This is a genomic window from Microbacterium tumbae (assembly GCF_054780175.1).
The window spans coordinates 363,548-376,395 of the sequence record NZ_BAAGWV010000002.1 but is presented as its reverse complement, the minus strand read 5'-3'; the positions used below and the strand labels follow the sequence as shown (position 1 = coordinate 376,395).

Sequence of the window (12,848 nt, the reverse complement as noted above, 5' to 3'; positions counted from 1 at the left end):
AGGCCTCCGATCCAGCTGTCAGCGGAGCATCACACGCACGGTCGAGTACAGCTTCTGGGCGACGACCTCTCCGAAACGGTGCTCCTGCGCCGGCCGGAGGCGGGCGGCGAGATCGGGGCGATGCTGCGCCAGCACAGACCGCGCCATCTCGGCGTGCAGCGAGTTCGACACGATCCGGATGGCATCGGCATCCTCGATCAGAGGGATCGCGTTTCGGATGTTCTCCTCCGTCGTCCGGCTCTCGTCCTCGAGCGCGATCCGGCCCCGGTATCCGCATCGGCGGGCGTGGTTCGCCATGATCACGGCCTCCGGGACCGCGCTTCCGATCGGTCCTCCGCACAGCACGAGGATGCTCTGTGCCGCATCCGGCGCGATGGAGCGCAGTCCGGCGCGCACGCGATAGCGATTCACGGCGTTGGCGCGTGCGCCGCGATTGCGGAACCCCAGGACGACGATCGCCTCCGTGAAGGGAGCGGACGGACTCGATGCGGGCAGGCCTCGACGGGACGCGCGCCGGTGCACGGACTCTGCGTGCAGCACGGCGACGAAGAAGAGGATGATCACCGTGAGAACGACGAGGCCGGGCACGCGGCGAGTGTAGCGGGTCACGCTCGGAGGGAGATCCGTTTCGACTCGCTCGCGCTGCGCGCGGGCTCGCTCAACGAACGGCGAAATAGGCGAGCTGCGCGCGTGCTCGCTCGACGAGCGGGGGAAAAGGCGAACTGCGCGGACTCGCTCAGCGAACGGGGAAAAGGCGACCTGCGCGGGCTCGCTCGGCGAGCGGGGCGAGACCGAGGCTCAGCGGGACTTCACGCGCTTGCGGAGCACGTCGATGCGCGACTGCAGCTGGGTCACCGTCGCCTGGGCCACGGCCGGCCCTCCGCAGATGCGGCGGAGCTCGGCGTGCACGGCGCCGTGCGGCTCCCCCGCCTGACGCGCGTAGAGGCCGACGAGGCTGTTCAGCAGCTGACGCTGCTCCTTGAGCGTGCGATGCAGCGGCGGGGGAAGCGTCGTGACGGCATCCGGCCCCTGCTCGGCCTCACGCGCCTCACGGAGCCGCGACTGGCGGGCGCTGCGCTGCATGAGCAGCTCGTGGACGTGCTCGGGCTCGAGGAGGCCCGGAATCCCGATGAACTCCTCCTCCTCCGGCGTGCCGGGCTCGGCGAGCTGGCCGAACTCCTTGCCCTCGAAGACGACACGATCGAAGTGGGCGAGCGAGGAGATCGCCTGATAGCTGAACTCCTGCGTCAGAGCGTCCGAGGCCTCGTCCTCGCGGTTCGCACTCTCCAGCAGCGAGTCGTCGAGGCCGTCCTCGTCTTTGGTCTGACGATCGAGAGCATGGTCCCGCTGCCTCTCCATCTCGTTCGCGAGCCCCATGAGCACGGGCACGTTCGGGAGGAAGACGCTCGCGGCCTCCCCTCGACGACGGGCCCGCACGAAGCGACCGATGGCCTGGGCGAAAAAGAGCGGGGTCGACGAGGACGTCGCGTAGACGCCGACGGCGAGACGCGGCACGTCCACCCCCTCGGACACCATCCGCACCGCGACCATCCAGCGCGCGGTGCTGGCGCTGAACTTCTCGATCCGCCCGGAGGCGGATGCGTCGTCGGAGAGCACGATCGTCGGCTGCTCGCGAGTGATGCTGTGCAGGATCTTCGCATAGGCGCGGGCGACGGTCTGGTCGGTGGCGAGCACCAGTCCGCCGGCGTCGGGGACGTGATGGCGGATCTCGGTGAGCCTTCGGTCGGCGGCGGACAGCACCGCAGGCATCCAGGCCCCCTCCGGGTCGAGCGCCGTGCGCCAGGCCTGGGAGTTGACGTCCTTCGTGTTGTCCTGCCCGAGATGCGCCTCGAGCTCGTCGCCGGCGCTCGTGCGCCAGCGCATCCTGCCGGAGTACATGTGGAACAGCACGGGCCGCACGACCCCGTCGGCGAGGGCCCGCCCGTATCCGTAGGAGTAGTCGGTGCTCGACACGCGCGCGCCGGACTCGTCCGGCAGGTACTCGACGAACGGGATCGGCGCGGTGTCGCTGCGGAAGGGCGTCCCCGACAGCAGCAGGCGTCGCCGGGCCGGGCCGTAGGCATCGCGGATGGCGTCGCCCCAGCTGAGCGCATCGCCGCCGTGGTGCACCTCGTCGAGGATCACCAGGGTCTTGGCGTCCTCGGTGAGATGCCGGTGCACCGAGGACTTGGCCGCCACCTGCGCGTAGGTCACGACGACGCCGTGATACTGACGCGACGGCGCCCAGTGACTGTTCTTGAACTGCGGGTCGAGCCGGATGTGGACGCGTGCCGCGGCATCCGCCCATTGCGTCTTGAGGTGCTCCGTCGGCGCGACGACGATGACCCGGTTCACCTCTCCCAGGCGCATGAGCTCGACGGCGAGGGTGAGCGCGAAAGTGGTCTTTCCTGCGCCGGGCGTCGCAGCGACGAGATAGTCGCGCTTGTCGGCGTGGAAGTAGTCTTCCAGCGCCTCCTGCTGCCACGCCCTCAGCTTGCTGGCGGTACCCCACGGGGCGCGCTGGGGGAAGGACGGAGAAAGCATCCCCTCCACGATAGGCGGTGCCGGCGACACACAGCGCCGTCGCCCCGGCTCCCGCGCGTGGCGAGTAGGCTCGATCCCTGCGAGGCCGCCATCCCTGGCCGCGCAGGCTGCGAAGGAGAGCACGATGGCCGATCAGGAATCGTCCCGTACCCCGTTCGTCCCCAACGAGGGACCACACCCCTGGCACCGTTTCGTCGCCGTGGGCGACTCGTTCACCGAGGGCATCGGCGATCCGGATCCCGCAGCGCCCGGCGGCCATCGGGGATGGGCGGATCGGGTCGCAGAGGTCCTCGCGCGTCAGGTCGACGACTTCGCGTACGCGAATCTCGCCGTGCGCGGCAAGCTCATCGCCCAGATCGTGGCCGACCAGATCGAGCCCGCGGTCGCGCTGCACCCGGATCTCGTGTCGATCTGCGCGGGAGGGAACGACGTCATCCGGCCCGGCACCGACCCCGACGAGATCGCCGTGCAGCTGGAGGACGCCGTCGCGAGGCTTGCCGGCACCGGCGCGGCCGTGATCCTCTTCACCGGCATCGACACCGCGTTCACGCCGGTGTTCCGCCCGTTCCGCGGCAAGGTCGCGATCTACAACGAGAACGTGCGGGCCATCGCCGATCGGCACGACTGCATCGTCGCCGACCAGTGGGCGCTGAAGACCGTGCAGGACACCCGGTTCTTCGACGACGACCGCCTGCACTACAACGCGCTCGGCCACCATGAGGTCGCGCGGATGGTGCTGCGGGCGCTGAACGTGCCGAACGACCTCCAGGCCATGCAGCCAGACCCGCTTCCCCTGCGCACCTGGAGAGAGGCTCGCGGCGAGGATCTCGGCTGGGCGCGCGAGCACCTCGTCCCCTGGGTGCTCCGGCGCCTTCGGCACCAGTCGTCCGGAGACCACGTCGCGGCGAAGCGCCCGGACTACATCCCTGTCGAGATCACCGGCGCGGAGTAGAGGTCCTCGCCGGGAGCCTCCGTGTCGAGAACGTTCGTCTGCCCGTGAAGAACCGGGAGGAAGACAGACCTTCCTCGCTCCGCGCGGAGATTCCGGCCCTGGTATGTCACCGCCTCATCACAAAATGAGTACGAACGGAAATTCGGGACGCCTTGCGCGGATCTATGGCCGTCCGAGAAGTTGGACGCTCAAGGCCGCCTATGTCTTGGTGTATGAATTATTCGACCGTATTCTCACCTCCCGCGCCGCCGAGATCGTCCTCCGGATATGGCCATTCGCTCATGTCACCCATTCGCCGCGCGCGTCGTAGATAGATCGATGACTCATCATCTCGCCCTTGTCGTCGGAGCATCAAGGCGAGATTGTATGCCGAGAACGCGTCGCCCTCTTCAACACCTCGTCTATACGCAACCTCAGCACTCGATTCATCATCGAACTCGTCTCGGAGCAGGTTAGCGAGCATGATTGCGGCACCACATTCCTCCGCATTTATAAGTCGATTAAGCAGAGCACGTGCTTCTTCGAACCGATGAAGACGGATGAGGCCGTGTGCATATTCAATCCCGAACCGATCGAAGTGTTCCGCACCCGCAGCAAGAAATTCTGTTATATCGGCATCATGAACTCCGATTCGCCAAAGAGCTTGTCCTAATAGCCCAAACAGCAAGTTTCTGTCTCCGGAACGAGCTTCAATCGCTCGACGCAGTATTGGAACGGCTTGCTCGTATGCCCCCATCCAGCTGAGCGCTTCACCTAAATCTGGAAGTGCTTTCGTCGACCCCATGGAGACAGCCTGTCGAAATATCTCTATTCCTTCAATTTCCGACCCCGACACTGCCCAGATATACGCCGCCAATATAGCAAGAGCATCGGCGTCGCTCTCCGCCTCGCGCACATAATAGACGATCTCCTCGACCTCAGCGGCATCCGCAGCCAGGGTTGCCCCAAGATGATCACTCAATTGATCAGATATTCCCAAACGCACGTCGCGAATCCAGTCAAGGTAAGGCGTCGTATCTCCTGTGGATCTATTCGACAAGATAGGGACCACCACTCTAGAGTTGGTCCGAGCCTAGCCAAAGAGGAGTTTCTATTCCCTCCATTGCAGGCACGTTCCAAAATTTCATCAGGGCTCAATTCAGCGGCCTCCAAGAGCTGCCATGCTATACGCGTTCAAAAGTCCCGATGCCGAGGCCAGCCGGTCCGCCCAGACAAAGCAGCGTGCCTAACCCGGCGATGAGTTCCCATTGCCACTGGTGTTGATCTCATCTGCTGCGTTGAGCAGATAATTGAAATAGTTCTTCTGTAGAGGGGCATCGGAGGCAGCCACGCTGTTCAGATCTATTTCGACTCCGCGAATGGATATAGCATCCAACCGTTCTCCATGACCACGGCATCGAAGCGCCTCGGTGGCATACGAACTTGTCAACTGGATCAAGTCGTATCCGAAATGCAATCTCTCCGGAACGTTCCTGAAACCAGTAACATATGGGCAGTGGTACGCGACGTTTCTCCTTCCCCAGGTGAATAAGACCCACTTCAGGTTCGGATTCCGATGTATCATCGCCTCGCCGAGAAACCAGGAGATATCCTCACAAAGTGAGTACGAACGGAAATTCGGGACGCTGGGGCGCTCTGGGTTCGGTTCCAGAGCATCGACAAAGAAGTCATTGAGCTGCTGAACAGATTCTTGGCCATAATCTGACAGTTCAACTCCGTTAGCAGTCGTGAGATTGCCTAACTGCTCGATACGCTCCGCGCGACTGCCGTATCCCACTTCGAATTCAGCTCGTGCGAGCGCTCGCGGGGCGTCCGCCAGAAGCCAGTACGGCATCCGGTCGGTAGGCTCGTATTCCGCCCATCTCACGGCAGGATCTCCCAGATTATGTCGTTCGCGAGAGAATATTCATGTGTCTGCGAAGTTTGGTTGGACTTGATTTCGAAAGCATACCGCCTGCTAAGGATTTCGTTCCGTCGCCCCCCAAGGCGTACTCCTATACCGCTCAGGTCGCGAGCCCGTCACCGTAGATGATTACCCAACCGCAGGCAGCGTCACCCACCAGCGCAAGCATCTGATTCGTGGATGGATCTCCCGCACCGTTGCCAAATATGACCAAGAAGTTTCCATCATTCACCGATGGGATCGATGAGACGCACATCGTCGGGGCCGCATCCTTCGGCAGGCCTCAGCCCTTCAACGGGCGGCGGGCGGCTTCGGTGCTGGCCGTTCGCCGAGATAGTACGTCTGGATGTATTCGTCCATAGACAGCGAATTACGACGGAAGATGCCCGCCAGCGGCCTTCCCTTTGTCGGACTGGCGACCCCGAGCTGATACACCGGAAGAGAAGGATGTAGTGCCTCGTCCTTCGGAACTCTCCAGGAGAGGAAATCGAGGACCTCCTCACGCGCGGCTCTGAGTGAACCGGCCATCAGACACCCCATCAGTTCACGCACCGTGCCGTCCGGCTTCGTCGTGTAGGCAAGAAACGATGTCAGGTTTCGCCGCAAGCGAACCCCTCGAAGAGAAGTAGTTTCCCGAACGACCTCGGAAAATGGGCCTGGACTCGGCCAAACTTCCCACTCCGGCGCTACCGGTCCGGGAGCGTCAGGCCAATACTGACGGTTGTGCCCCGTTTCGATCTCCACCTCGGCCGGGGGCAAGTCTCGCTCTGATACGTCTTCGGCGACGTAAAGAAGCGGCTCTCCGTCAGCACCCGCATCACCGATGCCCTGCCGAGCATCCCTAACCAGATCGAGAAACGTCTCCCGTCCGGCGGCGATGATCTCGCAGCGGTAGTACAGCGAGGCATCGGCGCTGACAACCCCGCCCCGCTCCACGGTGTTTCCCGGCTGGTCCAGTTCGTGAAGCCTCGCCCATAACGTGTCACGAAACGAGAGAATCTCTCGGTACGAAAGCTCCGCCATACCGTCAGCAAGGCGCATGATCCCTTCGTAGTCGATCAGGCCGCCCAACAGATCGATCAGACCCCAAAACTCGGTATCACTCATTAATGTGCGGGGCGACGGATCCTCCGCAGGCACCTCAAGAATCACATCGGAAGTCACGGTATCCACCCAACCGAGGGGGTCGTCGAACCGAGTCGGCAATATCCGATCGATCACCACTACGGGGCCGGTATCCGCTTCGACGGGCACCTGGGACTTCGCCAGAACAACTGCTTCGCCCGTTGTGTTGTAATAGCCGAAATCATCGTCTTCCGAACGTCCGTACAACACGAGATCATCGAACTCCTGTCCGGAGCGAAACAGCACCCGCGACGTCCAGATCTCAGCAATCAAGTCCTCACCTCCGCCGCCTCGCCGGCAGATGCTTGCCGAGGTAGTACGTCGCAATGTAGTCGTCCATGCTGAGCGAACTGCGACGCGTCACGTCCGCCAGCGGGACGCCCAAAGACACACCTCCAGTACCGTTTCGCTTCACCAAGAGCGTCGGGTGTAGAACTTCTCCTTCTCGAAGCCGGCCTCGGAGAAAGTCTTCCGCTTCTTCCTCAGCGATCTTGACGGATCCCGCCATGAGGCAACCCATCAGCTCGCGAACCTCATCACCGCGCACAGCGTAAGCGAGAAAGGACACCAAACTGCGTCGCAACGGCGGGATTATGCGCAGCCGACTGAGTTGGACCTCGTACGAGAAGGGGCCCGGGCCGGGCCACGTTTCCCAAGGTGCCAGCTGGGGCTTCCGAGCATCAGACCAGTAACGCTCGTTCTGCCCCGTTTCGATCGTCACCTGTGGCGCTGCAAGTTCATGGGGTGCTGCTTCCGCCGCCACGCGAAGTAGCGCGTCGCTCAAGACATCAGCGCGTCCCGTTCGCCGTTGAGGATTTCGCAACCGTTCGAGGAAGGATCCAGGCCCCGAAGCGACTATTTCACACCGATAGGACAGCGATCTCTCGTGGTCGATGATACCGTTCATCCTCACGGTGTTCTCTGGATGGTCCAGCTCGTGTAAGCGCTCCCATAGAGCATCCCGGAAGGCCTGAATCTCACGAAACGGGAGCTCCGTGAGCGCTTCGCTCAATCGCGTAATGCTGATATCGTCTACGCCCCCATCCAGCAAATCGATCAAAGACCAGAAGTGTGCTTGGGGCATCGGGGGCCGAGGCGGCATATCCTTCGCCCACGATTCGATCAAGACATCGGCGGTGACCGCGTCCACCCACGCTTCAGGACCTTCCATCCGCGTGGGAATGATGCGATCGACAACCAGAACCGGCCCGATGTCCGACAGGATCGGAAACTTTGCACGAGAGAGCACGGCGACCTCCCCTTCAGCCTGCGAGTAACCCGAGGCATCGTCCTCCCCGCGTGCGAACATCACGTGATCTTCGAAGCGCCGTCCGCGACGGAAGAGAACCCGCACCGCCCATCCCTCGCGCACCAGGCCTCCATCGAAACCATGTGCGTCGAGCGAGCCCTGCATGTTCAAGGCAACAGCCCGCTCGTGAATCTCCTCGGGACTCAACCTCGTCACGTTCCCACGCTTTCCTCTTGCAGGTTTCACTTACAGCTTGGTTGACCGGGCGGGCAATGCCCGTCGATCCGCACATAGGCATTGAGATTGAGACCGGAACCGCGGCAGTCCGCGTTGTCACGATATAAGCGACCAACAACAGGACGACCAATGGTACTGCGGCGAGCAACGGAATCAGGGGTAGCGCAAACTCTCGCGACAGGTCATGTGAGTTGATTGGATCTGGAGGCCACACGTAGTCATTGGCTCCGCCTCCTTCGACAGGATTGACCTGGAGGAAGCGGCCGAGCGCAGGCACGTACAGCCGGGCGCCCACCTCTTCCAATCATCGCCCAGCCCCGGTGCGATCACGACAGGGCCATGAGAACGCGATAGTTTCGACGATCGGCTCGTCGATCAGTGATTCGAATCCCCTATGGGAACGTCAGCCGGCAGGGCAAGCGCGTCAGAAGAGGGAAGACCGAGACGTTCAGCATCATCCACGGAGAGTTCGCCGACATCGGGGACCTCCTGAGATGCATCGACACCCGTTTCGATACCAGCCGGCACAGCCGCGGGGACGACATCCGCGATTGCCGCCGAATCCGGCAAGACCGCCAAGGCGCCGACGAGCACAGATGCCAGCGGAACAGAACCAACCCGACGATCCACGAAACCCCCAAGAAACCCGGCGACACAGTCCTCGCACAGCTCATCTGTAGCGGAATCATCAGCTTCGACAAGGTCACGATCTCGTAACGCCCCCGCTCCTGCGTCAAAGGGCGCCGGTTCTGTCCCTGGTCTTCAGCTCCCAGAGCGCCACCGCCGCTGCGGAGGCGACGTTCAGAGAGTCCACTCCCCCGCTCATGGGGATCGTCACGACGGCATCCGCGACCTCCAGCGCACGGGCGGTGAGCCCGTCGCCCTCCGTTCCGAGGACGAGCGCGACCTTCTCCGGCCGCGCAGTCGCATAGGCGTCCAAGGACACCGCATCCTCGCTCAGCGCGAGCGCCGCCAGCTCGAACCCGGCACCGTGCAGCTCCGCGGCGGCGTCCGCCCACTCGCCGATCCGCGTCCACGGCACCTGGAAGACGGTCCCCATGCTCACCCGGACGCTCCGCCGGTACAGCGGGTCCGCGCAGCGCGGCGAGACGAGCACGGCGTCCGCGCCGAGGCCGGCCGCCGCGCGAAAGGCGGCGCCCACGTTCGTGTGGTCGAGAAGGTCCTCCAGGACGAGCACGAGGGATGCGTCCCTCACGACGTCTGCCACGGACGGCAGAGCCGGGCGGTGCATCGATGCCAGGGCGCCGCGGTGCACCGCGAAACCGGTCACGCTCTCGGCCACCTCGTCCGGCACGAGGAACACCGGCACCTCGGCATCCCCGAGGATCGCCTCGATCCCGGCGACCCACCGCCGCTGGGCCAGCACCGAGCGCGGACGATGCCCCGCCGCGATCGCGCGCGCGATCACCTTCGCGGACTCCGCGATGTAGAGGCCGCCCGCCGGCTCCTGCACGCGCCGCAACGCGGTGTCGGTGAGGTTCCGGTAGTCGTCGAGCCGAGGGTCGTCCGCATCGGTCACATGCTGCAGGTCCACGCGTCCACTCTGCCAGCCCCACGCCCGCCGCGATGAACGCCTTGTCCCGCCGCCGTCCGCCTCCTACCGTGGACCGCGAGGAGAGGAACGGGGATGACCGACGCCGCACCACGACGCGAACGGATGCTGCGCGGCTGGCCGGCGATCGTCGGCGTCCTCTTCGCGGCAGGACTCGTCCTGCTCCTCCGCATCGGCCTCGCGGACTCCGTCACCGCCGCAGAGGTCCTCACCGCTGCGGCCTTCGTCTACCTCGGCGCCGCCGCGCTCGGACGCCGAGCCGCAGCATGGCCTCTCTTCGGCCTCACCTTCGTGCTCATCGGCGCCGGCATCGCGCTCAAGGGATTCTCGCCGTCGTGGGCCATGATCGTGCTCGGCGCCGTGCTGCTCGGCTACGGGCTGTTCCGCGGACGTCTCCAGCCCGGCTGGGGCATCCCCGCCCAGACGCTTGCTCTGCTCGTCGTCCTCGGGATCGCTCTCCTCGTCCCCCTGCTCCCCGCACCGTGGGGCTCGATCCTCGTCGGGGTCGGACTCCTCGCCCACGCCGCCTGGGATCTGCGCCACCTCCGCACCCGCCGTGTCGTCGCGCCGACCATGGCGGAGTTCTGCGCCGCGCTCGACACGGTGCTCGCCGTGGGCGTCATCGCGGTCGCCCTCTGACTCCGTGGATATCGCACGGGGCGGGATCCGAACCCGGACCCCGCCCCGTGCGACGGTGCGAAGCGATCAGCTCAGCTGACGGCGCCTGCGCAGAACAACCAGTCCAGCGCCCGCCGCGACCGTGAGCATCGCGAGGAGCGCCAGCCCGATCGGGGCTCCGCCACCGGTGGTCGCGAGCTCCCCGTCCCCGGTGCCGTCCGCGTCCGCTGCCCCGCCGTCCGCGTCCGCGTCAGTATCGTCCGCCGCGGACGAGCCGCCGTCGGCGTCCGCGTCCGCCGACGCCTCCGCATCGGTGTCGCACGCGACGGTCGCGAACTCGGTCGCATCGCCTTCGACGCCGTCGACGATCTGGACCGCCGTGTAGACGGTGCCGCAGACGAGCAGGTCGGCAGGAACCGTCCAGGCGCCGTTCTCGTCGACCTCGGCCGTGGCCGTGACATCGCCGTCCGCGGTGCGGATCTCGACGGTCGCCCCGGCCGTTCCCGTGCCCTCCACCGCGTCCTCGGTGACGGAGACGACGAGCGGAGCAGCGGGAACGACGCTCGGTGCCTCGGGGTCCAGACTCGAATACTGCGACACGAACCCGTTCGCATCGACCGTCTGCAGGCGCAGGAAGCCGTCCGTGTGAGTGGTCGGGATGGTGACGACATCGTCGGCGTCGACGTCCTCGATCGCCCCGAGGTACTCCTCGGCGTTGTCCGCGGCCGTCCAGTAGACGTGGAGGGTCACAGGACCCGTCGCAGGATTGTTGCCGATCAGCGGATCGGGCTGCACAGCCGTGAACGTCGCGTTCTCGCCATCGAACGACGGCTCTCCGACGCGGAACGTCTGCACCGTGTCGTTGCTCACGGAGTCGCCGACGTTCCAGAGGAACCAGTACGCCGAGTGCTCGACATCGGTCGTGACGCCTCCGCGTGTGCTCGGCCCGAAGGTGTTGCCGACGACATCGAGGATGCCGCGCGCATTGTGCACGACGGGCGCCTGAGAGCGGTCCTTGCCGCCGAAGCCGTCGATGGCGTTCCTGACGATGGACCAGCCCACCGGCGTCGTGACGTCGGAGGCGTTCGCCGAGTTGTAGATCGCCCAGTGGTTGTCGATGTCCGCCGGCAGCGAGGAATCCGCGATGTCCTGCGTCAGCGTGTTGTCTCGGACGATATTGCCCGAGCCCGCCACGTCGATACGGATCGCCGAGCGGCTCACGCTCGCGGTGAGGTTCTCGAGCGTGTTGTCCTCGATGACGACATCCGTCGCGCTCGTGCCCTCGACGCGGATCGTGTCCACCGCCCAGATGTCGTCGAAGCTGTTGCCGGAGACGACGATGCCGTCCAGCTCGTTGCCGAGGTGAAGAGCGGCGAAGGAGCCGTCGTTGATGTTCGTGAACGTGTTGTCCGCGAACGTCGCGTTCGAGACCGAACCGCCGAACTTCACGGCCTGGGCCTCGTCGATCGTGTTCCGTGCGAAGACGAGGTCGTCCCAACGCGCGGTGTTGTCACCGATGACCCGGGAGATGTTGCCCGCATCGAAGCCTCGCACTCCGTCGCCGGTGCCGCTGATGTCGTTGCCCGTGATCGCGGTCCCGGTGAGCGTCTGCGCTCCCCCCTCGAAGAAGAAGAGGTTCTGGCGCGGCGAATGGAACTCCGAGTCCACGAACTCGAGTCCGGTGGCGGTGACGCCGGGGTTCATCCAGTAGCCGTGGGTCGGCGAGATCTCCTCGGCGGCGCCGAAGACGCTGTTCGAGACTACGAAGCCGTCGACCGTGGCGCCGTCCTCGATGTCGACGTGCGCCCACGCCTGAACGCCGCGGCTCTCCGCTCCCGTGATCGACACGTTCGAGACCGTGGCCCCGGCCTCGACGCCGAAGCTCGTGTAGTAAGGGCTGTACACCACGACATCTGTGAGGGCGATGTCGGCCGCGCCGTCGAGCAGTGCGATCCCGACTTCCATGTTGCTGGTCTCGGCGTCCTTCGCCTGGACATCGGCGATCGACACATTCGAACCGCTGATGGCGATCGCCGCCTCCGCGGCGACGATGTTGGCCAGATTCGAGAGCCGCACGTCATCCGATGCGACCAGGATTGTGGCGGCGCCGGAGCCGTCGACGTCGGCGATCCCGTCGAGGTTGGTGAAGTCGATCGACACCGGAACGACGGAGTCGACGACGAACCGGGCGCCATTGGGTCCGATGGCGCCGGCGAGGTTGCCGGTTCCGTTGCCCACGCGCTCCGTCGACATGCTGCTACCGCCTCCGCCTGTCACAGACAGCTCTCCTGCGCCGGACAGTGCCGGATCGAAGACGATCTCCACACCGTCCGGGTTCGTCGACGCGTTCGCGATCTCGAGCGCGCCGCGCAGCGTGCAGTCGCCTGCTCCCGATGACGCCTCGCAGTCGCCTGCGACGAGGTTGCCTCCGAGGCCGAGACTGGTCACCGTGATCGTGTCGACCGCCGCCTGTGCCGCGGGCGCACCGATGATGAGAGATCCGGCGACGAGACCGCCGACGATGAAGACGGAGCCGATCCTCCTGCTGCTGCGATGTCCTGGTTGTGGGTTGTCCGCCATAGTTCCTCCTCTAGGGCATGCACGCGCGCGGCATGCACACCTGTGGGGGCTGCGATGCGTGCAGGTC

The 12,848-nt window shown here is 64.9% G+C and carries 11 protein-coding genes; 3 read left to right on the top strand and 8 right to left on the bottom strand.

Translation table 11 applies throughout. The annotated features are described in order from the left end of the window. Nucleotides 1-18: 18 nt before the first annotated feature. Together ACYVGQ_RS09070 and ACYVGQ_RS09065 are read right to left on the bottom strand one after the other, a co-directional pair. Nucleotides 19-588, bottom strand: coding sequence for a YdcF family protein (locus tag ACYVGQ_RS09070; protein ID WP_460784302.1), 570 nt, complete (start codon nucleotides 586-588; stop codon nucleotides 19-21). 210 nt (nucleotides 589-798) lie between these two features. Continuing rightward, complete coding sequence (locus tag ACYVGQ_RS09065) at nucleotides 799-2,544, bottom strand: DEAD/DEAH box helicase (protein ID WP_460784301.1); 1,746 nt, start codon at nucleotides 2,542-2,544, stop codon at nucleotides 799-801. 124 nt (nucleotides 2,545-2,668) lie between these two features. Between ACYVGQ_RS09065 and ACYVGQ_RS09060 the strand changes: the two genes are divergently transcribed. Then, nucleotides 2,669-3,496, top strand: a complete 828-nt coding sequence (locus ACYVGQ_RS09060; RefSeq protein WP_460784300.1) for an SGNH/GDSL hydrolase family protein — start codon at nucleotides 2,669-2,671, stop codon at nucleotides 3,494-3,496. A gap of 217 nt (nucleotides 3,497-3,713) precedes the next feature. On the opposite strand, the gene ACYVGQ_RS09055 is transcribed toward ACYVGQ_RS09060, so the two are convergent. From ACYVGQ_RS09055 to ACYVGQ_RS09040, 4 genes are all read right to left on the bottom strand, one after another. Further along, nucleotides 3,714-4,547, bottom strand: coding sequence for a tetratricopeptide repeat protein (locus tag ACYVGQ_RS09055; RefSeq protein WP_460784299.1), 834 nt, complete (start codon nucleotides 4,545-4,547; stop codon nucleotides 3,714-3,716). A gap of 174 nt (nucleotides 4,548-4,721) precedes the next feature. Continuing rightward, a complete protein-coding gene (locus ACYVGQ_RS09050; protein WP_460784298.1) occupies nucleotides 4,722-5,330 on the bottom strand; it encodes a hypothetical protein in 609 nt (202 codons plus the stop codon). 360 nt (nucleotides 5,331-5,690) lie between these two features. Further along, on the bottom strand, nucleotides 5,691-6,797 hold the full coding sequence (locus tag ACYVGQ_RS09045; protein ID WP_460784297.1) for a DUF4240 domain-containing protein: 1,107 nt from the start codon (nucleotides 6,795-6,797) through the stop codon (nucleotides 5,691-5,693). A 4-nt stretch (nucleotides 6,798-6,801) separates the two neighbouring features. After that, nucleotides 6,802-7,989: a DUF4240 domain-containing protein gene (locus ACYVGQ_RS09040; protein ID WP_460784296.1), complete on the bottom strand. Its 1,188-nt coding sequence runs from the start codon at nucleotides 7,987-7,989 to the stop codon at nucleotides 6,802-6,804. Nucleotides 7,990-8,388: 399 nt separating this feature from the next. Here ACYVGQ_RS09040 and ACYVGQ_RS09035 point away from each other — a divergent pair, with 399 nt between their 5' ends. Continuing rightward, on the top strand, nucleotides 8,389-8,727 hold the full coding sequence (locus ACYVGQ_RS09035; RefSeq protein ID WP_460784295.1) for a hypothetical protein: 339 nt from the start codon (nucleotides 8,389-8,391) through the stop codon (nucleotides 8,725-8,727). A gap of 16 nt (nucleotides 8,728-8,743) precedes the next feature. Here the strand turns inward: ACYVGQ_RS09035 and ACYVGQ_RS09030 are convergent, their stop codons facing one another. After that, entirely contained in the window at nucleotides 8,744-9,565 is an 822-nt protein-coding gene (locus ACYVGQ_RS09030) for a TrmH family RNA methyltransferase (RefSeq protein WP_460784294.1), read from the bottom strand. Between the two features lie 93 nt (nucleotides 9,566-9,658). On the opposite strand from ACYVGQ_RS09030, the gene ACYVGQ_RS09025 reads away from it, so the two are divergent. Beyond that, the gene (locus tag ACYVGQ_RS09025; protein ID WP_460784293.1) at nucleotides 9,659-10,222 is read left to right on the top strand and encodes a hypothetical protein; all 564 of its coding nucleotides are present in this window, start codon (nucleotides 9,659-9,661) and stop codon (nucleotides 10,220-10,222) included. A 66-nt stretch (nucleotides 10,223-10,288) separates the two neighbouring features. Here the strand turns inward: ACYVGQ_RS09025 and ACYVGQ_RS09020 are convergent, their stop codons facing one another. Continuing rightward, nucleotides 10,289-12,781: an Ig-like domain-containing protein gene (locus tag ACYVGQ_RS09020; protein WP_460784292.1), complete on the bottom strand. Its 2,493-nt coding sequence runs from the start codon at nucleotides 12,779-12,781 to the stop codon at nucleotides 10,289-10,291. Nucleotides 12,782-12,848 lie beyond the last annotated feature (67 nt).

Excerpts from the sequence above, each read along its gene's own strand:
- ACYVGQ_RS09065 (WP_460784301.1), bottom strand. The coding sequence starts at position 2,544 with ATGCTTTCTCCGTCCTTCCCCCAGCGCGCCCCGTGGGGTACCGCCAGC.
- ACYVGQ_RS09060 (WP_460784300.1), top strand. The coding sequence starts at position 2,669 with ATGGCCGATCAGGAATCGTCCCGTACCCCGTTCGTCCCCAACGAGGGA.
- ACYVGQ_RS09050 (WP_460784298.1), bottom strand. The coding sequence starts at position 5,330 with ATGCCGTACTGGCTTCTGGCGGACGCCCCGCGAGCGCTCGCACGAGCT.
- ACYVGQ_RS09025 (WP_460784293.1), top strand. The coding sequence starts at position 9,659 with ATGACCGACGCCGCACCACGACGCGAACGGATGCTGCGCGGCTGGCCG.
- ACYVGQ_RS09020 (WP_460784292.1), bottom strand. The coding sequence starts at position 12,781 with ATGGCGGACAACCCACAACCAGGACATCGCAGCAGCAGGAGGATCGGC.